Annotated in this window: 25 protein-coding genes; 10 read left to right on the plus strand and 15 right to left on the minus strand. The window is 47.4% G+C overall.

Annotated elements, in window-relative coordinates; all coding sequences use genetic code 11:
* The 3 genes from CIK04_RS10280 to CIK04_RS10290 all read right to left on the minus strand — a co-directional run.
* Positions 1-267, minus strand: a 267-nt coding sequence (locus CIK04_RS10280; RefSeq protein WP_176463314.1) for a site-specific integrase, incomplete at its 3' end; no start/stop codon positions are given.
* 194 nt (positions 268-461) lie between these two features.
* A complete protein-coding gene (locus tag CIK04_RS10285; protein ID WP_097353269.1) occupies positions 462-1,151 on the minus strand; it encodes an MOSC domain-containing protein in 690 nt (229 codons plus the stop codon).
* Between the two features lie 45 nt (positions 1,152-1,196).
* Positions 1,197-1,439, minus strand: coding sequence for a hypothetical protein (locus CIK04_RS10290; RefSeq protein ID WP_038969285.1), 243 nt, complete (start codon positions 1,437-1,439; stop codon positions 1,197-1,199).
* An 84-nt stretch (positions 1,440-1,523) separates the two neighbouring features.
* On the opposite strand from CIK04_RS10290, the gene CIK04_RS10295 reads away from it, so the two are divergent.
* Entirely contained in the window at positions 1,524-2,342 is an 819-nt protein-coding gene (locus CIK04_RS10295; protein WP_097353268.1) for a helix-turn-helix transcriptional regulator, read from the plus strand.
* Between the two features lie 87 nt (positions 2,343-2,429).
* Complete coding sequence (locus CIK04_RS10300) at positions 2,430-3,422, plus strand: zinc-dependent alcohol dehydrogenase family protein (RefSeq protein WP_097353267.1); 993 nt, start codon at positions 2,430-2,432, stop codon at positions 3,420-3,422.
* A 48-nt stretch (positions 3,423-3,470) separates the two neighbouring features.
* Here CIK04_RS10300 and CIK04_RS10305 read toward each other — a convergent pair whose 3' ends face one another.
* Positions 3,471-4,784: a 6-phospho-beta-glucosidase gene (locus tag CIK04_RS10305; RefSeq protein WP_045589780.1), complete on the minus strand. Its 1,314-nt coding sequence runs from the start codon at positions 4,782-4,784 to the stop codon at positions 3,471-3,473.
* 115 nt (positions 4,785-4,899) lie between these two features.
* On the opposite strand from CIK04_RS10305, the gene CIK04_RS10310 reads away from it, so the two are divergent.
* Entirely contained in the window at positions 4,900-5,817 is a 918-nt protein-coding gene (locus tag CIK04_RS10310; protein ID WP_097353266.1) for a LysR substrate-binding domain-containing protein, read from the plus strand.
* A 111-nt stretch (positions 5,818-5,928) separates the two neighbouring features.
* Here the strand turns inward: CIK04_RS10310 and CIK04_RS10315 are convergent, their stop codons facing one another.
* Positions 5,929-6,624 (minus strand): VC0807 family protein, encoded by a 696-nt coding sequence (locus CIK04_RS10315; RefSeq protein ID WP_015728402.1) that lies wholly within the window; start codon positions 6,622-6,624, stop codon positions 5,929-5,931.
* Between the two features lie 380 nt (positions 6,625-7,004).
* On the opposite strand from CIK04_RS10315, the gene CIK04_RS10320 reads away from it, so the two are divergent.
* Positions 7,005-8,804: a PKD domain-containing protein gene (locus tag CIK04_RS10320; RefSeq protein ID WP_097353265.1), complete on the plus strand. Its 1,800-nt coding sequence runs from the start codon at positions 7,005-7,007 to the stop codon at positions 8,802-8,804.
* Positions 8,805-8,861: 57 nt separating this feature from the next.
* Here the strand turns inward: CIK04_RS10320 and CIK04_RS10325 are convergent, their stop codons facing one another.
* Positions 8,862-9,710 (minus strand): AraC family transcriptional regulator, encoded by an 849-nt coding sequence (locus tag CIK04_RS10325; protein ID WP_026050508.1) that lies wholly within the window; start codon positions 9,708-9,710, stop codon positions 8,862-8,864.
* A gap of 114 nt (positions 9,711-9,824) precedes the next feature.
* On the opposite strand from CIK04_RS10325, the gene grxC reads away from it, so the two are divergent.
* Both grxC and CIK04_RS10335 read left to right on the plus strand, forming a co-directional pair.
* Entirely contained in the window at positions 9,825-10,094 is a 270-nt protein-coding gene (gene grxC, locus CIK04_RS10330) for a glutaredoxin 3 (protein WP_011081949.1), read from the plus strand.
* A gap of 44 nt (positions 10,095-10,138) precedes the next feature.
* Positions 10,139-10,624, plus strand: coding sequence for a YkgB family protein (locus CIK04_RS10335; protein WP_011081948.1), 486 nt, complete (start codon positions 10,139-10,141; stop codon positions 10,622-10,624).
* A gap of 66 nt (positions 10,625-10,690) precedes the next feature.
* Here CIK04_RS10335 and CIK04_RS10340 read toward each other — a convergent pair whose 3' ends face one another.
* Positions 10,691-11,419 (minus strand): hypothetical protein, encoded by a 729-nt coding sequence (locus CIK04_RS10340; protein ID WP_097353264.1) that lies wholly within the window; start codon positions 11,417-11,419, stop codon positions 10,691-10,693.
* Positions 11,420-11,902: 483 nt separating this feature from the next.
* Here CIK04_RS10340 and CIK04_RS10345 point away from each other — a divergent pair, with 483 nt between their 5' ends.
* A complete protein-coding gene (locus CIK04_RS10345) occupies positions 11,903-13,882 on the plus strand; it encodes a methyl-accepting chemotaxis protein (RefSeq protein ID WP_039547682.1) in 1,980 nt (659 codons plus the stop codon).
* An 8-nt stretch (positions 13,883-13,890) separates the two neighbouring features.
* On the plus strand, positions 13,891-15,243 hold the full coding sequence (locus CIK04_RS10350; RefSeq protein ID WP_045628423.1) for an ABC transporter substrate-binding protein: 1,353 nt from the start codon (positions 13,891-13,893) through the stop codon (positions 15,241-15,243).
* A 90-nt stretch (positions 15,244-15,333) separates the two neighbouring features.
* Here CIK04_RS10350 and CIK04_RS10355 read toward each other — a convergent pair whose 3' ends face one another.
* The 4 genes from CIK04_RS10355 to msrB form a co-directional block, all read right to left on the minus strand.
* A complete protein-coding gene (locus CIK04_RS10355; protein ID WP_015728395.1) occupies positions 15,334-15,591 on the minus strand; it encodes a DUF2999 family protein in 258 nt (85 codons plus the stop codon).
* A gap of 230 nt (positions 15,592-15,821) precedes the next feature.
* Positions 15,822-16,070: a DUF3297 family protein gene (locus CIK04_RS10360; protein WP_011081943.1), complete on the minus strand. Its 249-nt coding sequence runs from the start codon at positions 16,068-16,070 to the stop codon at positions 15,822-15,824.
* Between the two features lie 152 nt (positions 16,071-16,222).
* A complete protein-coding gene (gene msrA / locus CIK04_RS10365; protein ID WP_017421398.1) occupies positions 16,223-16,750 on the minus strand; it encodes a peptide-methionine (S)-S-oxide reductase MsrA in 528 nt (175 codons plus the stop codon).
* Positions 16,747-17,202, minus strand: a complete 456-nt coding sequence (gene msrB / locus CIK04_RS10370) for a peptide-methionine (R)-S-oxide reductase MsrB (RefSeq protein WP_176463315.1) — start codon at positions 17,200-17,202, stop codon at positions 16,747-16,749. The genes msrA and msrB overlap by 4 nt, the downstream gene beginning before the upstream one ends.
* Positions 17,203-17,397: 195 nt before the next feature.
* Between msrB and CIK04_RS10375 the strand changes: the two genes are divergently transcribed.
* Positions 17,398-18,402: a tetratricopeptide repeat protein gene (locus CIK04_RS10375; RefSeq protein WP_176463316.1), complete on the plus strand. Its 1,005-nt coding sequence runs from the start codon at positions 17,398-17,400 to the stop codon at positions 18,400-18,402.
* A 64-nt stretch (positions 18,403-18,466) separates the two neighbouring features.
* On the opposite strand, the gene CIK04_RS10380 is transcribed toward CIK04_RS10375, so the two are convergent.
* Both CIK04_RS10380 and CIK04_RS10385 read right to left on the minus strand, forming a co-directional pair.
* Entirely contained in the window at positions 18,467-19,075 is a 609-nt protein-coding gene (locus CIK04_RS10380) for an exopolysaccharide biosynthesis protein (protein WP_097353261.1), read from the minus strand.
* A gap of 93 nt (positions 19,076-19,168) precedes the next feature.
* The gene (locus tag CIK04_RS10385; RefSeq protein WP_097353260.1) at positions 19,169-19,702 is read right to left on the minus strand and encodes a dihydrofolate reductase family protein; all 534 of its coding nucleotides are present in this window, start codon (positions 19,700-19,702) and stop codon (positions 19,169-19,171) included.
* A gap of 141 nt (positions 19,703-19,843) precedes the next feature.
* On the opposite strand from CIK04_RS10385, the gene CIK04_RS10390 reads away from it, so the two are divergent.
* Positions 19,844-20,380 (plus strand): GNAT family N-acetyltransferase, encoded by a 537-nt coding sequence (locus CIK04_RS10390; RefSeq protein WP_097353274.1) that lies wholly within the window; start codon positions 19,844-19,846, stop codon positions 20,378-20,380.
* Between the two features lie 110 nt (positions 20,381-20,490).
* Here the strand turns inward: CIK04_RS10390 and CIK04_RS10395 are convergent, their stop codons facing one another.
* The gene (locus CIK04_RS10395; protein WP_097353259.1) at positions 20,491-22,458 is read right to left on the minus strand and encodes an alkyl/aryl-sulfatase; all 1,968 of its coding nucleotides are present in this window, start codon (positions 22,456-22,458) and stop codon (positions 20,491-20,493) included.
* Positions 22,459-22,601: 143 nt separating this feature from the next.
* The gene (locus CIK04_RS10400) at positions 22,602-23,501 is read right to left on the minus strand and encodes a LysR family transcriptional regulator (RefSeq protein WP_039547667.1); all 900 of its coding nucleotides are present in this window, start codon (positions 23,499-23,501) and stop codon (positions 22,602-22,604) included.
* Positions 23,502-23,590: the final 89 nt, after the last annotated feature.

Genomic DNA, 23,590 nt, shown 5'->3' on the forward strand with positions numbered 1-23,590 from the left:
CTTGTTGAGCGTATGTTTGTAGAAGAATTGAAGCCCACAGCGGTCAAGTTTAATCGTGCTCCAGGAGACCTGACCAATCAGTTGGCTGAAATATCGTCGCAGGTCTTCAATGGTCAAGGTATCAGGGCACCGATCAAAGTACTCAGTGATACGTCGTACAGCAAGAGAGTATGCAGAGATGGTTTTGGCTCGCTTACCTTGAAGTTTAAGTTGGGTGAGGTGTTGTTGATATAAGGCGTCAAAGCGCTCTTTTTCAGACGGGGTCATAGTGTTCTCTCCAGTAACACACCACCGACATGATGGTGTTACTAAAGAGTATGATTGTTGGTGCTTATTCGTTTCTGCCGCGGAGCGGCTTCGTTCAACACGTAATTATCCAAAAACGTTTTGCCATCTTACTATCCCCCTATTAATAAAGGCTCGCTTGCTTCGAGCCTTCATCCTGCTGTTTATCGAGTTGGCTAGGCCGTTGGGCCAACTAAGCGCATTTCCCAATCTTCGACTTTGCCGGTTTCTAGGCGGCGTTCGACAAGTTTGCCCCAAGATTCAACCAATGGCAGTTCTGCCAGTTGGCTAAGCTCATTTTTATCCAGGCAGCCAGTAAACACCGCGCTCATGATGCGAGCTAGAGACCAATCTGGATAAGGCCTTTCACACAGAATGATCTCGTCACCTGCGCCGATATCGCCTTCTTCTAACACTCGGAAATACCAACCCGTTCGAAGCGAGTCTTGCAGCCTTCTCGCCATGTCGTTTTGCTCAAAGCGTACGTTGAGTTTCCAACAAGGCATGCGCCCTTGCGACACTTCTAGCAAGGTTGTGCCGATGCGGATTTTATCTTTCAAGCAAATGAACGCTTCTGTCACACCGCTGGAGCTGAGGTTCTCCCCAAACGCACCAGCAGATTGGAAAATCGCTTTGTTACCCAGTTCTTGCTGCCAAACTGGGTAGTGTTCGCTTGGGTAAATATGAAGGGCTTTTTGAATGCCGCCATGAAAGTGAGGATCGCCTTGCTCGTCATTGGTGAAACCCAGTTCAGTTGCGTGTAGACGCTGTGACATAACCTGTTTGTTAATCGCACTTTTCGTGCCATGTGCAAAGGCAACGGTTTTTCCTGCTAATACGCTGTTAACGACGCCTAACTTATTCATATTCTTCCCTTATTGCGTGAAATGGATTGGTCAGAAAAACCAAGGTTAACGCTCGCCCAATGAGGCAAATACCGGAATCGCTGCCAGTACTTCAATGCGCTTTTCTGTGCTTTTTAAGTAGCGTGTTTCGCTATCAGAAACCAACACATGGCGTTGATAACCTTCGGCTTTTGGAAACTTAGCCAATACGGTTTCGAGCAATTTTTCGCACTTGGCTGGGTTGATGTTATCAATATCGACTTTGAATAAGAGTTGGTTTTCTTTGGATATTTCAACTTGATATCGCATACGTCGCTCCTCACTGCTTCATTCACTTTGCCGAGCATGATAGCCTAGTGCACTTGTGTCAGAGTAGGGATGTAAGGACAGTTAATGATGCCAACCCGCCAAATCGATTCTCACACCGGTGTGATGACGTCTAATGAGATGATGGCCGCGAATCCTCATTCTCCTGCGCTGGTTAAAAACATCGACATGCCAAAAGGTTACATTGATGCGCTGCATCAACACACTTGGCATCAAGTCATTTTCCCGCTCAAAGGGCTTTTGCAAACCCAAACCGATCACTATCAGCACCTTGTACCCCATACCTCTGCACTGTTTGTGCCTGCGGGTGTTCAACATGAATCTATCGCGCTAAGTCATACCACGTTTGTTGGTATCTACCTCAATCCGGCTTTTGGAACCGAGTATCAGCATCAAGTGCGAACCATTACGCTAACGCCGTTTTTAAATGAGCTGCTACAGGAAATTCGCCGCCAATGCGAAGGGTTTGTGAATGATGGGGAAGTGTCGCGCTTGCTTGCGGTGCTGCATGACCAAATCATGAAAGACAACGTGCAGACATTTCAGTTGTTGCTGCCAGAAGATCGGCGCTTAAAGCTGATATTTGAAGCGCTGACCGACACGCCAGCATTGGATTGGTCGTTAAAAGAGTGGGGTGAAAAAGTCGGCGCATCCGAGCGAACGTTGTCGCGCTTGTTTGCCAAAGAGTTCAACACATCGTTTCAGCTATGGCGACAGCAAATTCGGCTGATCTATTCGCTCTCCTTGTTAGATGAAGAACTCTCTATTCAAAGCATTGCCGATCAAGTGGGTTATCAAAATGACTCTTCCTACATCAAGGCATTTAAAGCCTATTTTGATATGACGCCACAGCAGTTTAGAGTGAACGGCGCATCGCGCAGGTAGAAATACAGAGCGTCGACTTAACTCAATGCGTTTGAGAAGAAGTCGCGAAACTTCCTTTTTAATTTCAATTACATGGTATGAATAACAATGGCGCCAACGATAAATACTCGAGTGAACCAATTCTGTTTTGGTCAACCCAAAACGTCGCTGTCGTTGGAAAAAGAGCCCCTCAAACCGCTTGCTCTGGGTAAGGTTCGGGTGCGACTGGAAGCCACCAATATTAACCCAAGTGACTTGCTTTCCATTCATGGTGTTGGGCAATACCGCCGCGTTCACGTACCACCTCGTGTGCCGGGATTTGAAGCGGTTGGGCGTGTGGTGGAAGTCAGTGCTGTCGGTCACACTGGCTTTCAAGTTGGGCAAAAAGTGCTGGTAGCGATGAGTGGTACTTGGCAATACTACATCGATGCTTCGCCCGAGAATCTTTTTCCGCTGCCTGAAAGTTTGGATAACGGCTATGCCTGCCAGTTGTACATCAACGCGCTAACCGCGTGGGTTATCACCACTAAAGTGGCTAAGTTGAACAAAGATGATGTGGTGATCATCAATGCGGCAGGGTCAGCGATCGGTAAGATATTTGCCCAGCTCGCCCATTCACTGGGTTTTACACTGATTGCTGTGACTTCAAAGCCAGAAGAGTATCCGTACGATACGATTCCAGTGTTGGATGCAAAACAAGACTTACACGCGCAACTGCAAATGCGCAAACTGCCACAACCAACGGTCGCTTTGGATGCGATAGGCGGTGAGGCTGGCACGGATCTCATTCGTACTTTGAAAGAAAATGGCCAATACATCAACTACGGGACGTTATCGTTAGCGCCTTATACGCCAGTGTTTTTTGAGTCCATGAAGACCAACAACATCGACTTTAGCACCTTCTTTTTGCGGTATTGGGAAGAATCGGTAGGCAAAGGCGGGAGAAAGACGGTATTCGCTGAAATGTTAAAACACTTTATGGCCAATGATATAAAGCTCGCAGTTGCACACTACTTACCGTTAGAAGCATTTCAAACTGCGATTGAACAAATTGAAGAAAAATCACTAGCGCAGAGTGGCAAGATTATTCTAACCATGTGAACACAAAAAGGGATGGCTCTCGCCCTCCCTTTTGCATTTTAGTTAGGATTAACGAAACTGCGGCATGTAATCGAGGTTCGCTTGAATTGTTTCTTCCAATGCCTGCTCTAGAATCGTTCCTGTTGTGACCAGTGGGTTCAGAATCAACGCTCGGTGCGCGGCATTGCGGTTGCCAGTGACCGCGGCTTCGACAGTGAGCGATTCAAAATCCTTCATCAATTGAATCAGGCGCAGTGTATCTGTTGGGAACGGTGCAACATTCAAAGCAACGGGCCCTGATTTAGTGATCATACAGCTGACTTCCACAGTGCAGTCGTCCGGCAAGCCAGCAATCGCGCCGTTGTTGCGAGTGTTCACGTGCATGATGGTGCGCTTGTCATTGTAGATAGAGCTCATCAGCTCACAGGCCGCTTCTGAGTAATATTGGCCACCGCGCTTTTCGAGTTCTTTTGGTTTCTCGTTAAGCTCTGGGTTGCGGTAGATATCGAACAGACGTTTCTCCATCGCTTTGACCACTTCGCCGCGAGTGCCTTCACCGTTCGCTTCTTCAATTTCCTGCTTCATGATGTCTTCACTAGTGTAGTAATAGCGAAGGTATGCGCATGGAATCATCCCCATATTGCGCAGCAGCTCTTGTGGCCATTCGAATGGCGGAATGTTTTGCGGAACGAGAGGATCGTTGCCCGATAAGATCGCTTCGACTACCTCTTGCAGCTTATCGCGACCTTCATGCAGGATCTGACGCGCCCAGATAAAGTGGTTCAAACCCGCGACTTGCAATACAAAGTCTTGCTCGTCAGCCCCCAGCATTTGCGCGATGCCTTTTTGCATGATCACTGGCACGTTGCACAAACCGACCGCTTTTACGTTGGTGTGTTTGAGAATCGCTTCGGTCACCATGCCCGATGGATTGGTAAAGTTCAACAGCCAAGCGTCAGGACACAATTCTTCCATCTCTTTACAGATTTCCAACGCAATAGGAATGGTGCGACAGGCATTAGCAAAACCGCCTAACCCGTTGGTTTCCTGACCGATCATGCCGTATTTAAGCGAGATGCGTTCATCGCGGATACGACCTTCCAAACAACCCGCGCGAAATTGAGAACAGACAAAATCGGCGTCTTTTAATGCGGGTTTGCGATCCAGCGTGACGTGAACATCAATATGAGACAGGTTGTTTTTCGCCAACATTCGGCGCGTTAAATCGCCAATGATGCTGACTTTCTCTTTGCCATCTTCAATATCGACCAACCACAACTCGCCGATAGGCAGTTCATGATTGCGCTTGATAAGACCTTCGATAAGCTCAGGCGTGTAACTGGAGCCTGCGCCAATAATGGTAATTTTTAGATTCTTTTTCATCGTGCTGTTTCTCGTTATGGATAAGACAGCTTGATTTAAAAGCATCGTGATTCGCTATACAAACCAATTAAAACTTGCTATGCATTAGCCTTTCTAATTTATGTTGAGTGCCACGATGGACAGAAAACAGCAGATGCTCTCTAACATGTACACCTTCGCCGTTGCTGGTAAGTGCCTCAGTTTTACCAAAGCCGCTGAGGAGTTGTTTATTACCCAAGGGGCAGTGAGCCAACGCATTAAGTCACTGGAAGAACAATTGGGGTTCAGCTTGTTTGTGCGCATGACTCGGCGATTGGAATTGACCAAAGAAGGTGAGCGATTACTGCACGCGCTTAACCAATCGTTTGAGGTGATTTTCTCTGAGCTTGAAGACATCAAATTCAACGAGTTGCGTGGTGAGCTTTACATTGGCGTGGCCCCCACGTTTGCACAGAGTTGGTTACTGCCGCGTATGGTGGAATTTCAGCGTTTGTATCCTTCTCTCAATATCAAGCTTCGAGTAAAGGCAAGCCGATTAGATTTCTTACATGAGCCCGTTGATATTGCGATTTACTACAGTGACAGCGAGCATCCGGGTTTCCATCATCAAAGGCTATTTGATGAAGCGTTGATGCCAGTTTGTAGCCCTGAATACAATCAAACACATTTCTCCAATGGCGTGAGTAGTGCCAGCCAATTTGAGACCGTGACCTTTATCCATTGCACTGAATCGTTAGAAGCAAATGAGCCAAATCATGAATGGCAGAGCTGGTTAGCAAGCCAAAGCAACCCTGAGCTGAAATCGCTTAATGTGATGGAGAAAACCTACCTTTTTAACCATGCCGATATGGCGATGATTGCCGCCAAAAACAGCATGGGCATCGCAATGGCGCGGGCGTCTTTGGTGCAAACCAGTTTGGAAAAGGGAGAACTGGTCGCGCCTTTTGAACGCGTCAACGCAGGGAGAGGATACGACTTAATTTGTTTGAACGGCCAACAACACAGACCAAAAAACGCGGCGTTTATTGAGTGGCTAAATGGGCAGTTGGCGTGATGAATTGGGTGAGAACTGGAGATTGTTTACCGCGTTTTACGCGTTTAGCCCGTGGATGAGGCATTGGGTGCCACCATCCCGTTAGGTTCAGTAAACAATCCCACTTACAGATCATTTCGTATGAAAAATTTGCTCGGTTTCCAGTGATGTCATAGAGCGAATCTGGCGCCAAACGTAATAAAAAATACCAAACATCATCAACATGCTCGGAATGGCAATCACAGGGTAGCTGTATAAGGTCAGCTTACCGAGTTCCTCATTGAATTCCACGGTGCCTGCCGGGCTGGTGACAATCCAAGTGGCAAGGAAATAGTTCATCACAGAAGAAAAAGCAAAGGTACTGGCGAACAGGTAGTTGGACGACATTAAACAGCGCTCGAAGGCGTCTGTTTTGCCTCTTTCTTTGAGACGCTGGGTGATCAAATCAAGGTTCAATACGGTGTCGTTGAGCACCATCTTCTGCATTAACGGGTAGCGTGTAAAGGTCGAGCCAAATACCGCTAAGCCGATCAAACCTGGGATCAACGCTTCTTTTAGGGCGAGCCATTTTGTATCCAGTTCCAGCAAACCGATGCCGCCAGTCAGCAATACACTGACAAAGCCAAGGGCGGAGATGAAGTTGAATTTTTTGTTACGGATCAGGTCCATGCCACCGTAAACAATGGGAAACAACAAGGCGACCACAAGGGCAAGTGCTGTTCCTAGGTGTTCTTCTCCGCTGAATTTCATCAAGATGAATGAAGGGACAAATACGTTAAAAAGGATCTCGACAAGGGGATTCGATTTTTTCGCCGTCGTGTTACTCATATTTTTCTGACTCTATGTTATCGGCTACGATTTTACGTTGAGGGGCAGTGTTCCTTCCCCAACTCCAGATGTAAAGCGTTAATGTGCCAAGTTATGTAACGACTTATGAAATAAGTGAGTGAAAGCTCATTTAATTTTACGTTTGTGTGCTCGATTTTGCTCATTCTTGCTTCGTACGTCGTCTATTCGAACAGGTTAACAAGTGGGTGTAAAGTGCTCGCCGTGCGGTCGTGAATTTGAGATTAAATATTCAGTTACATATTGAAATATCAAAGAGTTATTAGTTTTAAGTAAGTCGTATTTTCCACGTTTATCTATCTGACGGTTTAACTAAGTTAAATATAATTTTTCTGGATTTAGTTGGATAGGATATCAGGATTATGTATAGAACGACGTTGGCGTCATTGATCGCTTTGACATTGGTTGGTTGCGGTGGAGGAGGAGGCGGTTCTGACGCTGGCAATTCACTACGCGTGTTTACCACAACACCTTCAGTTCATGTTGAAGGGAACAGCATGAAATACACCTATGCGACCGTCGATATTGATTCTCGGGGTGTGGTAACCGATGGTAGCCAAATTTTCTTTGGTGTGATGGAGGATACGGGGGGATTATTACGCAACGCGGAACTTCAATTTGTCACAGAGCAAGCGGGTTACTATACGCTTGAATTTTACCCAGGTTACCTGTTTAAAGAGGGTGACAACACGAGCCAAGTCAGCTTAGCGTTTTGCTATGATTATTACTGTAATCAGCATGTTGCGGGTTCTCCAATCAAGGTCAATGTGAATTACGCGAATCCCTTGGATGAGCAGATTTCACTTTCTTCGGTTTCACCTCAAAATTTTGATAAAAGCGCGAGGTTGAATGAAACGGTATTGGATAACACGCCAGTGACGTTTTTTACGCAGTTGACGGGGCAGAATGCTGATCTCATCACCTTACGAAATCAAAATGATTACAAAGTCGCGAGCCACGTTGCAATGGAAGATCTCGGTAGCAATGTTTATCGTTTAACCGCCGATGTTCGTTTGCCAACGTCTTTGGGGGTGGGTAGCCATAGCGGCAGTTTGACCGTCGACGCCTGTTACGATGCAGATTGCCAATACCCAATTAAAGGCAGCCCGCTAACCATCCCGATGAACTATCAAGTGACGCCTCCGGTGTTTGCCGCAGATAGCCCTGCTGCGGTCAATGAATCTCAAGAGTTGCCATTTAAAGTGCGAGAAGCGAAACATGTTCCTGGGCTAGATATCATTGTCATGGTGTCTGATTCACCCACAAACGCAGTGTACGTATATGACATTGCCTCAAATACGACATTCAAATACCCACTGACCAGTGAGCCTAAAGATTTGGCTGTCGATTTGGTATCAACGCAAGGCCGTATAATCGTCGCGCACGACTATCAGGTCACTCAGATTGATTACAACCCAGACTATGCGGCAACGCCTTTGATCACCGTTCACAACACCAGCGTCGCTAATCCGATAGCAGTGGTGAAGAACGATCTCGTTTATCTTGTCGATCGCCATGATGGCTTCTCTAAATATTCGCGCTTTAACCTAGAGAGTTCACACGAGACGTTTCTGCAAGATTCTATGTTACGCAGTATGTCAGTCTTTGAGTTGCACCCGAGTGGACACGGCATTTACTTCACTTCAACCGCGTTTTCACCACAAGACATTAGCCGCACCAACATCAATGAAGAGCGTGGTCTCGACTATCCTAGTGATTCGCCATATCACGGTGATTACGACATAGGGGGGAATTTCTGGTTCTCTTACGATGGCACAAAGCTGTATACCTCAACTGGTAGCATTTTTACCTTATCCAATAATCCGGAAGAAGATATGCGTTACGCAGGACGCTTACCTCTGATGGCCACTCCTGGGAATTATGGTACGGAGTATTCTTATGTCAGTTCTACCGCTCAAAACGAAACGGTGACGATCTTGGCAGATTCCTACCCAAGCTATACGGTGCGAAAGTTTGATACAGGCAGCATGACGGTAGAAAAAACCTTCCCTAAGACGGCTCGTACTATCGACAGCAGTATCGATAAAGTGATAGACGAAGAGCCAATCTACGCGTTTATCTCGGATCGTGGCTATGTCTATACCATTAAGGAAACCAACGATTTTCCAGATATGTACTACCGTTTGGAGCGTCTAGAATAAAAAGGTGACTTTGTGAGCTCTGAGCCCTCGCCTATGCGAGGGCTTTTTTTGTCTGAATTACTGAGCCCGAAAACGCTTGGGTGTGGTGCCGGTGTGTTTTTTAAACGTCAGTGTGAATGCTCGCTCAGATTCGTACCCCACTTGTTCGGCAATCTCGTCAATCGGTAACAAGGATTCGACTAGTAATTCTTGCGCTTTTTGCATTCTCAGGTTGGTTAAATACTCAAACATGGGTTTACCGACCAAGCTTGAAAAGCGATTGGCAAATGCCGCGCGTGACATACCAATTTGATTGGCGACGGTTTCCAATGTCCAGCCAGTTTCCGGATGGTCATGGAGAAGTTGCAGAGCTCGAGAGATGCGTTTGTCGTTGAGTGCTTCCAAAAAGGGACTGGTTTGCTCACGTCCAAAATTAATCCGAATCAGTTCGACCAAAATGATTTCGGTGAGCTTATTGACGATAAGCTCTGAACCTGGCCCTTGGGAAAGATACTCTGAACTTAATTGGTCAAAGGTGCTGCGTAGCCAAGGGTATTTCGCCAAATCTTGATCACGAACGATGGTGACGCGCGGAAATACATCCAGCAGCGGTGTGGTCGCTGTGCGTGTAAAGCTAAAGGAACCACATAAAAGCAGTGTCGATTCGGTTAAATCGGATTTCCCTTTTTCAGGTGATTGACTGGAGAGAAGGTGATTTTGTCCGGGGCCGAGAAAAATAAGATCGCCCGCGTTTAGCTGTTCGATACGCCCATCCACATTGGCCCAACAAGCACCACGACGGATCATGTGAAAGCTGGCGTGATCCAAATCGTTGAAGGTTTTGGTCCACGGCGCTTCGACCTGACTGCAAAAATACACACTGCCGACAACGCGTATTGCTCGAAGAATATCGCTCATCACTTCCATGTACTGCCTCCTATGAATATACGATCGATGTATTAATTCAAGATTATTGTGCATAGATAGTACGAGTGGCAAGCGCTAAATTAAACCCATAGCGAAACACACGGGAGCAAGACCATGCCAAAGATTGAAATCTACACCAAAAGCTACTGCCCACACTGCAAAGCAGCCAAACAGACCTTGGCGAGCATGGGGTTGGTTTATCGAGAAATCGAAGTCAGCGATGACCAAGCACTGTTTAACGAGATGCTAAATCGCAGCCAACGCAGAACGGTGCCACAAATTTTTGTCGGCGATGTGCATGTTGGCGGGAATCAAGACCTTATCACTGCAATCCGAAAAGGCCGATTTGAGAAGATTCTACGTAGCCAAGCAATCCGTCACTAAATCATTACCTATTGAATAAAAATCAGAATTGAAAGGAGAACATTATGTCAACGCTCATCAATACTCATCAAAATCGCAGCGAATTTGCCCATTCACTCAACCAGTTTGCAGATCAAGCTGTGCGCTTTTCCATCGTTATCGTACTTGCATGGATAGGGGCGATGAAGTTCACCAGCTACGAAGCTGGCGCTATTGAAGGTTTAGTGGCTTCAAGCCCATTGACTAGCTGGTTGTATAGCGTGTTTAGCTTGCAAGGCGCATCAAACCTCATTGGTTTTGTAGAAGTGGCGACAGCGGTTGCGCTACTGTTGGCTCCAGTTCATCGTGGTTTTGCGATACTTGGAGCCGCCAGCGCAACATTGACCTTTGCTGTGACAACCAGCTTCTTGTTTACTGCCCCAATTGCTGAAGCGAGCCTAGGTGGATTCCCTGCCATTTCCGTTGTGCCGGGACAATTCTTGCTCAAAGACATTGTGTTACTTTCGGCAGCGCTTTCTTTACTCGCAAAAGCTTTGCTGCGTGATGAGTAATTTGTGCTTGGTGTGAAAGACAGGGTAAAGATAAGAACATGAAAAGGGGCTGATGCCCCTTTTCGATTAATAAACGGTTTGGAAAGTTGTACGATATGTCCAACGTTTTCCTTGCACAATGACGACGGCTCGGCTGTCTTCCGCCACCTTATAGATGACGCCGTGCATATTTGAGTCGATACGTGGATCGTTTGGATCATTGCAGGTTATTGCACCATTAGAGACACGATAGAAGTTCGACATCCTCTTTACATCAGCATTTAATTGGCATGTCAGCATAAAGTCTAGTTGAGCAAACATGCGATCATCGCTGGAGAAAATGAGTCTCATACGTTCCCAATCTGCATAGCTTTGATACATCAGATCAAAATCAGCGAGTGTTGGCAGTTTGGTGTACGTGGTGTCAACAAGTGTTCTGTCACCCTCATCTTTGACTAGCGCGGACACATTATCCTTTGAAAAATGCAACTGAACGGTGGAGTTTTGGTAATGATAGTAGTCGCCAAGTTCCGATTTCACGAAATGGTTCGTATCTATATAAGGACCAATTAAACTGTTGTCGACCACAATGCTACGATTTGAGCTGCTTATATAACCATCCTTGTATCGTTGTGGTGGTCTATATAAATAGATCGCATCTTCATTCGAGCTATAAAAAAGCGAGTCCCCGTTTTTATCTTTATAAACACCATCGTAACTTTCTGCTAACTCTGATGAAGAATCAGAAGAACCATTACAGCCCGATAATGCGAATGACAATGTTATTGTCATTAACAAGCTTAAATATTTTTTCATTTTCTTTATTAATCTCACTTAAAAAATGCCATTAAAACATGACCTTATGATTATTATGCGAATGGTTATCATCAGCAAGATAAATATGATTGAGCTGGCATATATATCTGTGTTTTTCTCAGGTTTGAAAATTAGAAAAAGCTAACGTTGAATGATGTTATGAACGTGGATTTAATAACTAAAATACGAGAGAAAATTCGCTTCGCTTTTTATTGTCTATGAATGATTTTTTTGAATAGGCGGATTTTTCGTCAGCGTAAAATTGCATAACTTGCTTTCTTGTGGAGCAATGATGGCTACCGTCTGATCATGAAGCGTGTTGATCATTGTCAGTATAAAATAAACAAATCATCTGAAGAGCTAGTCCACGTCCTTCTCTTACCAACACTCTCAAATATCACAAATCTTGATCTTCTTCCCACCGGTTTGGCAAATCACAACTATGTTTAATTTATCTTTTCATGCATCAGTAAGGATATGTTCATGAGCTTATCTATCGTGCAGCGGATCACCGCTGGATTCGTGTTAATGCTCCTTTTGCTCATCCTGTTGGGGGTTATCAGTACCCTTAAAATTCAAGGGATTAATGACGGTTTGTCTGAAGTTTCTGATCGCGCGACACCCTTGGTGGTGGCGGTCGCGGGGTTGAAGGAAGCACTGCAAGAGAGTAACCGCTGGGTGTTGGAGTATCGAGCCAGCGAGGAGGCAGCAGAGTTACCACAGTTTTCTAGCCGTTTTAAAGCGCAGCAAGCACGCTTTCGTGAGTTAAGCCAAGAGATGAATCAGTTCACCTCAGCATCAGAGAGCCAAGCACAGTTCCAGCAAGTGTTGCAGGCAACCAATCAGTTTTACGCCGATTCGGATAAGGTACTGGCGAAACATGGCGAGTGGGTGGATGCCTTAGTCAAACGTCGTGAGCTCGAAATTGCCTTTATTCGACTTGAAGATACCTATCAATGGGCTGCAGATTTGCTTTTGCAACAGAGCTCTAGCCAGCGATCCATGCGCAATAAAGCGGAGCTGATCACCTCTGGGATTGCGCGGGATCTAAAAAACATCCGCCGTGCCGACGCTAAAACCGATCTCAATGAGTTGGAAAAGGTACTGAGTAAAGATATTGAAATGGCGCGCAAACGCCTTGAGCGCGTATTAGTGCCAGAAGATGTTAAAGCGCGTTATGTAGCCAACCTCAATCGCTTGCAAGAGTTGGCGCTGGGTAAGCAAGGTCTGCTTGAAACCATGCGCCGAGCTCAGCAACTGGAAAATGATCTCGTGATTCAAAACCAGCAAGTGGATAACAGCCTTTCCAATAGTTTGGCAAAACTGGATGAGATGGCGAGAGCGGCGGGCACCATTGCGGAGCGAAGCCGAATGGTGGCGGATGAAGCGGTGAGCAGCGCGAACTTCTGGATCATGGCGGTTTCGGCGATTTCTGCCGCCGTGGCCTTGATCATCGGCTATACCACCGCAATGAGCATCAAAAACCCACTACAGAAGATCAACAAAGAACTCGCCTACATGGCCAAAGGGGACATGACGCGGCGCATAAATTATCAAACGGGTTGTGAGTTTGGTGAGCTTTCACGCTCCATCGATATGTTGGCGGACAAAACAGGCGAATTGCTGTCGCAAATTACCGCGGGTTCTCGTCATTTAGTGGATGAAGCGAGCCGCTCGGCCGAAATCAGTGAGCGTGCCATGGCTCGAGTTCAAGAGCAGAAAAGCCAGACAGATCAAGTGGCTGCGGCGATTACCGAGCTAGAGGTGAGCGCAACGGAGGTGGCCCGCTCCACCGATGGGGCGAAGGATGAAGTGGACCGCGCCGATGCGGAAGCGAAAAGTGGCCGTCAGAAAGTGGCCAACACGCGCAAAATCACTGAGCAATTGGCTCATGACATGGAATCTGCGGTGGGTATTACGCACAAGTTAGGTGAGTTCAGTAACAACATTGGCAGCATTTTGGATGTGATTCGTGGTATCGCCGAACAAACCAACTTGCTGGCACTTAACGCGGCGATAGAAGCGGCGCGCGCAGGGGATGCAGGACGCGGTTTTGCGGTGGTGGCTGATGAAGTTCGCGCCCTCGCGACACGCACGCAGACCTCAACCGAAGAGATCCAGAAAATGATTGAGAACCTTCAGCAGTCCAGTAAGGAAGTGGTTGAGGTGATGGGGCGCAGCCAAGATCAAACGCGAACTTGTGTGGAGCAAACGCGAGAGATGGATACGGCGCTGCAATCGATCGCCGAGCGAATGAGTGCGATCAAAGAGATGGCCGATCAAGTGGCGCATGCCGCGCAAGAGCAGATCATTGTGAGCCAGAGCGTTGCACACCACGTGACGGGCATTTCAGAAGTGGCGCACGAGACAGAGCGTGAAGCGAGAGAATCGGCCAGCAGCAGTGAAGTGTTGGCAGATTTAGCGGCCAAACAGCAACAACTGATCGCACATTTCAAGGTTTAGGAGGGCGTATGATCAACAAGTGGATTGGAGCGCTGGGTCTCCTAGTGTGTAGTCAAGTCATGGCGAGTGAGTTGGTGATTGAAAGTTGGCGAGCGGACGACAAAGCGCTGTGGGAGCAGAAAATTATTCCAGCGTTTGAAGCCTCGCATCCGGGCATCAAAGTTATTTTTCGTCCGGTGAAAAACGTCAACTACATGCCGACATTGTGGGAAAACCTCAAAGCAGGCAAAGCGGGGGATTTAATTACTTGTCGCCCGTTTGATGATTCTCTCGCGCTTTTTAAAGCGGGGCATCTGGCCGAGATTACCGAAATGGCGGGGATGGAAAACTTCCCAAGCTTTGCGCAAGCACCTTGGCAAACCGATTCCGGCGCGCAAACTTTTTGTGTGCCAATGGCATCGGTGATTCACGGTTTCTTCTACAACAAGCAGATTTTCAGTCAGCTTGGTTTGAGTGTGCCAAAAACGCGTGACCAATTTTTCTCTGTCCTCGATACAGTGAAAGCCGATGGGCGCTATGTACCTTTGGCGATGAGTGGCAGCGAGAGTTGGGTTTCGTCCGAGTTGGGTTTTCAAAACATCGGGCCCAATTACTGGAAAGGCGAAGATGGTCGCTTGGCGCTGATTAATGGCCAAGAACGTTTAGATGATGGGCAGTACGTGCAGGTATTTGAAGAGCTGGCGCGTTGGCGTCGCTACTTAGGTACGGGTGGGGAAAACCGAGATTATGGTGCAACCAATGATCTGTTTACATCTGGCAAGGCGGCGTTTTATGTTGCAGGTTCGTGGGAGATCGCCCCTTTTACCGACAAACTCGACTTTGGCGTGATGCCGCCACCGGTAGCCAATCAGGGTGATGGCTGTTTTTTCACTGATCATACCGACATCGGCATGGGGATGAATCCGGCCAGTAAAAATCCGCAAGCGGCGATGGCCTTTTTGCAATGGCTGACTACGTCACAGTTTGCAGAACTTTATACCAACTCTTTGCCGGGCTTTTTCTCGCTGTCAAACCACTTCTTTGAGGTGAGTAATCCTGCGGCGCGCGAAATGATGGAGTGGCGTGACCAATGTGATTCCACCATACGTGTGGCTACGCAAATTCTGTCGCGTGGTCAGCCTAAGTTGGGAGATGAATTGGCGGAAGTGAGCCAGGCAGTGTTGCTCGGTAAGATGGCACCGAAAGCGGCGGCAACGCGCTTAGAAAACGGGCTAAAAGATTGGTATGCACCCCATAAAAACAGCAAAGCCAAAGGTCAGGAATGTCAATGTTCCGCGGCGACGCCATTGGCGACATCAAGCGTCAGTGTGACAGAATCCGCTGCCGATATGGTTGAAGGAGAAGAGAGCCTTTCGGAATAACATCGACTCTGGGGTAGGGCATAAAGCGGCTGTTTCAGGCCGCTTTCTATTACTCAGCAGCCTGAACAGTGATGGTCTAACAGTGGCGGTTTATTGAGGCTGTTGCAGTTTCGCTTTCGCCTCTTCCACTTTAGAGAAATCGAGCCCAAGTTCTTCCACGGCTTCTTTAATCAGTGCCGGATTTTGCATCACTTGTGCCATCAGCATTTGCAGTTGCTCTTGAGGTAAGCCGAGTTGCGCGATGGTCGCCATGGCGGCCAGTGGGTTCTGCGTTAGGGTTTGAAATAGCTCGTTGATTTGTTCGTCGCTGATATTGTTCTCTTTCAACATTGCTAGAATCGGGTTCATCACAGTTCCTTTTATTACCAAATGAAATAGTAGTGAATTCTAACATTGGCAATGGCTGGCGTGAACCTTGATTCGCCCGCAGCGGCAGACGTTATTTTGGATCGACAAGTTGTTTTTGAACCACAAATAGAAAAGCCCAAGTTGAGAAGTCTCTCCACTTGGGCTTTTGCATTGGAACTGAGGCGTTCGCTTTAAACGTATAACTTAAACGTATAACTTAAACGTATAGCTTACACGTAGTACGCTTCAACCGTGCCTTTCAGTTGGATCAGCATTGGGTTGCCGTAGCGGTCTTTCGCTTTTGGAGAAGCGATTTTGATCCAACCTTCGCTAACACAGTATTCTTCAACGTCGTTACGCTCTTTGCCGTTAAAACGGATACCGATTTGGTGATCAAAGCACTCTTTTACGAAGAATGGGCTACGTGCGTTGCCCGATAGACGGTCTGGAAGTGCTGGTTTTGCAGTTGTATCGTTCATGTTCTTTAACCTGAAATCGCTAAAAAGTGCGCCATTGTAGACAGAGCCAGCGCTCTGTTCAAGCTCTCTGCTTGCTGAACGCAATAGAGCCACTTTGCACGAAGGAAAAAGCCGCCTTGCGCTCGGCACCAAGGCGGCTTGCGACACGGAAACTAGCCGAGGAGATCGGCATAGCGTTCTCTCAAGCGGCGTAACTTCGGTTCAATCACCACCGCGCAGTATTGCTTTTCAGGGTTATCGCTGTAGTAATTTTGATGGTGAGTTTCTGCTTGGTAAAACTGTTCGAAATCCACCACCTCTGTCACGATTGGCTGATCAAAATAAGGCGCGACCTCAGCAATCACTTGCTGTGCGATACGTTTTTGCTCCTCATCATGCGCCAAAATGATGCTGCGATATTGCGTGCCGCGATCCGCCCCTTGGCGATTGAGCGTGGTGGGGTTGTGTGTGGTGAGATGAACCAGCAACAGCGCTTCATAGCGGATTATTTCAGGATCGAAACTCACTTGAATCACTTCGGCGTGGCCCGTTTTTCCACTGCACACTTCGCGGTAACAAGGGTGTTTAACATGGCCACCACTGTAGCCACTTTTCACATCCAGTACGCCTTTTAGCTGAGAAAACATCGCCTCGGTACACCAAAAGCAGCCACCGCCAAAGGTCGCAAGTTGCGTGGTCATGATGCCTCCTGATTTACTTTTTCAATTGAAACGGCATTCACACAATAGCGAAGCCCTGATGGTGCCGGCCCATCGGGAAATACGTGTCCAAGGTGCGATTCGCATTGGTTGCAGCGCACCTCGATTCTTGGTCTGGCCAAGGTGTCATCCAGATGGTAGGAAATCGCATTGCTTTTCATCGGCTGAGCGAACGATGGCCAACCGGTTCTTGAATCGAACTTGCTGCCCGAATCAAACAGCAGGTTTTGGCAACCTGCACAGCGGTACAAACCCGGTTCAAACAGTTCGCACATTTGGTTAGAAAAAGGACGCTCAGTACCATGTTGCCTCATCACGTAGTACTGCGCTTGGCCAAGTTGTTCACGCCACTGCGCATCGCTTTTTCTCACGACGGTATCAGGCTGAGGATTTCCTTGGTGGGTGAAGGTGATGATATCTTGCCATGTCAGCATAACGCCTCCTTTGTTTATTCTTTCAATCAGACCGTACATCGCCCCGATTTCTTTCACGTTCTCTTGTACGCAGGGTGACGATAAAGTGTGCAGAATGTCACGTCCTAAGCAATCGTAGGAATAAGTGCTCGGTTTGGTATTCACCAAACCGCTACAATGCGAGTTCTTAATACAATCATAATGGACTTATTAACTATGACACGTCGTTGTACCGCGTGGTTGGCTACGCTTCCCCTTCTTCTTTCCAGTGTTTCTCACGCGTATGATCTTACTTACGAGGATTTTGACGAAGAAACGTTAGCGGTGTTAAAGCAAGCAGAAACGTCTAAAGATGCACAACTGCTTTTCCAAGCGTCTGAAATCCTCATCGACGAATCGATGATGCAAGAAAACGTTGACCAAGGGTTGCTTTATCTCAAGCAGTCCGCCGATCTCGATAACCTAGAGGCACTGAGTACTTTGGCGGAGCACTATTACCATGAGGAAGCATATCAACAGGCTCTACCGCTCTATCAAAAACTGGCCGAGAAAGGCGATGCCATCGCGCTTTACTACTTGGGTGTGATGTACTTTGATGGTGAAGGTGTTGAACAGGATCAGAAAAAAGGCAACGAATACTACCTTGCATCCGCGCAGAAAGGCGATGAAGATGCGATGTTTCAACTGGCTTTTTCATACAATGACGGCTTAGGCATTGAGCAAGATTTTAAGCAGGCGAACCATTGGTTCGCGAGCGCCGCTGAAAAGGGACATGCATTGGCGACTTTTAATCTTGGCGTCAGTTACTTGCAAGGTGAAGGTGTGGCACGTGATTGCCAAAAAGCCATTACGCTATTTGAGCATGCCATTGAACTTGATGACGAATCAAAGGCCTATCAGATCATGGGTAAGATCTACTCCGAGCCTAGTTACATGCGAATTTGTGGAATTAAATCGGCAGACTACAAAAAAGCGCTGGAGTATTTCCAATATGCAGCGGAATGGGGTGAGGAGTACAGCCAGTTTATGATTGGTTCTTTCCACTTTAAAGGGCGTGGTGTGGAGCGTAATTATGTCAAAGCATTGGCTTGGTACAACATCGCTTATGACAATGGTTATGATGATGCTGAAAAGGCGATCAAAGAAGTGAAAGGAAAAATGAACGAGAAAGAGATCGCCAAAGCAAGTGAATATCAAGAAGCGATTGAAGAAACGCTATAAGCGTTGCGCTTGGTTTTGACCTTATAGGCAGCAAGAGAGGACTGAAAGCAGTCCTCTCTTTACATTAAGAAAGGATCAAAAAATAGCCAATGCCACCGATGGACAGCATCCCCAGTAAGAATGAGCCAATTTGCAATAAACCGTCACGTTCCATCAAACCCAGCCCCATGATCATCACCACAAATGCCGGCGCGATGTTGGTAAATGGGAAAGGGAGCGATATCAGCAAACCGAGTAGCAGAATAATACAACCGTTCACTTGGTCGACAACTGGCGCTTCCATGTACTGAATTCGAGGGTAGATATACTGCTCGAGTTTACGCACCTTGGGCTCGAACGTTCGAAGAATGGCTTGTACTTTATCGTTGGGCAGCTCTCTATCCAAAATGACACTTGGTAGCCAAGCTTTTCTCCGTCCCAAAATCATCTGTAACCCGAGTGTTGCTATCAAGATTCCGCCAATAATCGAAACGAGCGGAAGGACATTAAATAATGCGATGAGCATGAGTAACATACCGAAGGTTCGGTCACCCAATCGATCGGTTAAGCTTCTCAAGGTAATTCCGGGAGATTGAGCTTGTTTAATCAGCTCAACGATGACATCTGATGTTCTGCTACGCTGGTTTTCCGGTACAGCAAATAACGCCTTATTGTCATCTCCTTGTGGTTCCAAAGTCGAATATCCTTATTGGTGTTTTTAACGCGCCCATCGTAGGGTAGATTACCTTTTGCATCAATTCTTCTTGCTGACTTTTTTGTGTATTATTTAATGCACTCTCACATAGTGATTTTTCACCATGTAATCCGCTAAGCGCTGCGCATGAATATGCTTAAAATTCAACGTTTTTGGTAAGCTGCCAAACAGTGGAATGCCAGCACCTAACAGTACAGGAATGGTGGTGATGATCATCTCATCAATCAAATCCTCGGCCAAAAAGCTTTGCACCGTTTTTCCGCCATCGATATAAAGGCGTTGATAGCCCTGTTGATGTAACTGTTCAACCACTGTTGGCAACGCCCCTTGCACCAAAAATACTTTGTCTTGATAGCCTTCTGGCACACTTTTCAAGGTATTACTCAGCACAAAAACTGGCTTATTGTAAGGCCATTCCACGCCAAAACTGAGCACCATTTCAAAGGTGTTTCGGCCCATCACCAACGCATCAATATTGGCCATAAAATCGGCAAAGCCAAAGTCCGAACCATCTGGATTGGGTACTTGATGCAGCCAGTCCATATCGTTGTTTGGTCCTGCGATATAGCCATCTAAGCTGGTGGCAATGTAGACAATGTTGGACATCGATTTTCTCCAGTAGGTGATTGAGGGCTGAGGATGTCACAACCCACTGACAATCACTGTCAGTATGGTGTGCAGAGTCCCAATTTGGGATGGGAAATCCGCTATAATGACGGCACGTTTGTTGTGACACAGGATCTCCCGATGCACTATACCTTAGCAGATAAGAGCGCGATTGAAGCGATAAAAACACTTTTTTGTCAAACCTTTACCGATTCGGAAGGAGAAGCTGAAGGGCAGTTGATTGGCCAACTGGCGTCGGATTTGATCGAGCAAACGCACAACGACGATCTTTTTATCTATATCGCATCGGAGGGTGAAGACCTTGTGGGCGCGATTTTGTTTACTCGCTTGCATTACCCCTGTGGTACGCCTGTGTTTGTGATGGCTCCGGTTGCCGTGGCCACTTCTTATCATGGTCAAGGGATTGGACAAGCATTAATTGCTTTCGGCTTGCAGGAGATAAAAGCGCAAGGCGTTGAAGTTGCCGTCACGTATGGGGATCCGAATTTTTATCACAAGGCTGGTTTTGTTCCCGTCGATACCCAAACCATTGCTGCGCCGTATTCGTTGCAATTTCCTCACGGCTGGCAAGCACAGTCGCTAACGGGTGAAGCACTGCCTGTTTTAAAAGGGCCGGTGACGTGTGTGGCGGCGTTTTGCGATCGGCAATTTTGGTGATGATGATAAAGAAAGTGATGGTGTCGCCTAGCTGCCTCCAACATGGCGGATTTCGATGCAAAAAGCCCGCGATGTGACTCGCGGGCTTTGTCGGTATGGTGGGGATACCTTTATGGTGTTACCACACCGAACCACATGTCGAACTTATCAAAGACCGACATCAGCGTTTGGAACTGTGCCTGGTCAGAGACCTTGAATGAGCCTGCTTTGACCTGATCTTGCAGTGTCGCTTGCTTGGTCAGCATTTTCTCAAACGCTTGGCGGGTTAAGGTGATGGTTAAATCGGCCTTTTCGAACTGCGTGCCAGAGTAGGATTTCAATACCGAATTGCTCAGTTCCATCGAGTATTGACCATCGCCTTTGACATTGATGTTCACTTTGATATTGAGGCCATTCGCCGCGTCAGGTTTTACCGTCACGCCGAGGTACTTCATGAACTGATCAAACGGCATGTTCTTGGCAATCGCGGCCGTGTCTGGCGTTGCGACTGGTTTGATGCCTTGGCGCAGCTCTTTCGCGCCACCAAGGTAGTAGTTACGCCAAGGGCCAGATTCTGCCTGATAACCCAGCTGCTCCATCGCGTCCGCTTCTAAGTAGCGTGCGTCCATATTGTCTGGGTTGGAGAAGGTCACGTTGTTAAGCAGTGTCACCGCCCAGCGGTATTCACCGTTTTTCACTGCTTGCTCAGCCAGTTCTATCACTTTCTCTTCCCCGCCCATCGCTTCAACGTATTTTGCGCCTTGTTCACTTGGTGTCAGCGGGTTCAAGTTCGCTGGGTTGCCATCCCACCATGCACCAAAGTAGAAGTCGTACGTCGCGCGAGCATTGTGCGATACCGTGCCGTAGTAACCGCGGTTGTACCACTCTTTGCCCAGCGAATCTGGCAGGGTAATTTCTGCTGAAATCTCATTTGGCGTATAGCCTTTATTGGCAAGACGCAGAGTCTGGTCATGGACAAACTTGTACATGTCGCGGGTTTTCTCAAGCTGAGTTTGGATCTTCTCTTTGCCAAAGGTTGGCCAGTGGTGAGAGGCGATCATGGTATCGGCCTTATCACCATAGGTTTTTAGCGCTTGGTCAACGTACTCAGCCCAAGAAGATGCATCACGCGTTTTCGCCCCACGCAGTGTCGAGATGTTGTGGATGGTATGCGTCATCACTTCCGCCGCCATCATGGTTTTGTATTGTGGGAAGTAGAACATAAATTCCGAGGGAGCTTCGGATTCCTGCGCCATGATCACTTCCAGTTCCACGCCATCGACCGCCATTTTTTGCCCGGTGATATTGGCAATGTGCGTTGGTTTCACGATGCCTGGCGCACCGGATGAGGTGGTTTTACCCAAACCGCCGTCCACTTGCCCCTGGCTACTTGCTTCAAGCAAGTTGCCATACATGTAAGAAGCGCGACGCGACATGGTGTTGCCTGCCATTAAGTTCTCGGCAATCGAGTGAGAGAAAAAGCCCTCTGGTGCAAGAATATCGACTTTACCAGCATCAATCTCTTCTTGGCTGGTGATGCCAAGGATGCCACCAAAGTGGTCAACGTGTGAGTGGGTGAAAATCACCCCTGTTACCGGCGCATCTTCCACTTTGTCACGCAGCAATTTCAGGCCAGCCGCTGCGGTTTCTGGTGAAATGAGTGGGTCGATCACGACCCAACCTTTGTCACCACGGATAAAGGTCATCACTGAGAGATCAAAACCGCGCACTTGGTAAATGCCCTCTTTCACTTTAAACAGGCCATCGATGTTGTTCAGTTTTGCTTGGCGCAGCAGTGAAGGGTTGACGGTTTGAATGTTCTTCTCTTGTTCAACAAAGTCGTATTTGCTGAAGTCCCAAATCACATTGCCTTTGGCGTCTTTGATGGTTTTTTCTGGCCACGTGGCAATGTAGCCGCGCGAGGCATCTTCAAAATCACTTTGATTGGCGAAGTCGAGGTAGCTTTTGAGTTGGTTATTTTTCTCGATGGTGAATGAAGACGCTTGTTTAGGCTCGCTGCTGGTTGCGGCTGCGAACGTCAGGGCTGGGGATAGAGTGGCGATAATCGCTAGCGATACAATCGATTTTTTAAGTTTCATTGTTTATCTCTCTCTTATAGCGGCGCGTTGAGCGACCGTCGTTAAGGAGAGATTAATGAGTGCGGATTAAACAATCGATAGACTAAACCTGAAAAGTAAATTTAGTTTTATTTAATCCATTTTGGCTTTAGCCTTCAATTTCGTTAACGAAATGTCGCGGTTACTTGCATCAGGGCGCTCTTAAGCCATTGATGTCCTGAATCTTGTTGTTGGCTATGGTGCCATGTCATGTAGATAGGCAACTTATTTAGCTTAAAGGGCAGCGGCATTACCTGCAGCTGGTGCGCTTTGGCCATCAAATCGGCATGCCATTGGCCAGTAACGCAGATCCAATCGGTTTGTGCTGCCATCATGATGGCGTTGCAGCTGGAACCCGTTTTATAGGCGATGTTTCTCTGTGGTTGTGGCTCCAGCGCCAGTGAGTCCACGATGTCCTGGTTTTGCCTTTTGGTTTCCCACAATAAGTGCTGCTCGGCAAAAAACTGTTGATGAGTGATGGTGTTTTGAATGCGTGGATGATCTTGTCGGCACACCATCACCAGAGGCAGTTCGAACAACAACTCGTTGTGATAACCGTGTTCATCAAACGGTACTGTGGCGAGAATCATGTCCACTTTGCGGGTACGCAAATCCGCTTGGCGATCGCGCTCGTCTAAATGTTCGACATCGGCACAGAGCTTGACGTTTGGAGCGTGCTGCGTGAGATGATCGATCAAGGGAGGCAGCAGCATTAAATCAATGTCTTTATGACTGGAGAGACGAAAAGTGCGATGGCTGGTGTCAGGATTAAACTGCTGACGGGATTTCGCGCCGTTAAGCAGCAGGCTAAGTGGCTCTTGGATTTCAGCATGCAGCTCAATAGCAAAATTCGTTGGCGTAATGCCCCGACCTTGGCGAATAAAGAGCGGATCTTGGTACTGCTCGCGCAAGCGATTCAGGGCGTGGCTGACCGCTGGTGCGGTAATGCCAAGCGTCTCTGCCGCTTCGTTTACGCTGCGCGTTTTCATCACCACATCAAAGGTTTTCAGTAAGTTTAGATCCATCGTCATCTCGTTAGGTGCCATCTTGTGCGCTGCTGAAACGTTGATTTTTACCCATTCGTCCGTTTGGCTCAAGTGATGTTCGGTGAGCA

Source organism: Vibrio sp. 03_296 (genome assembly GCF_002265885.1).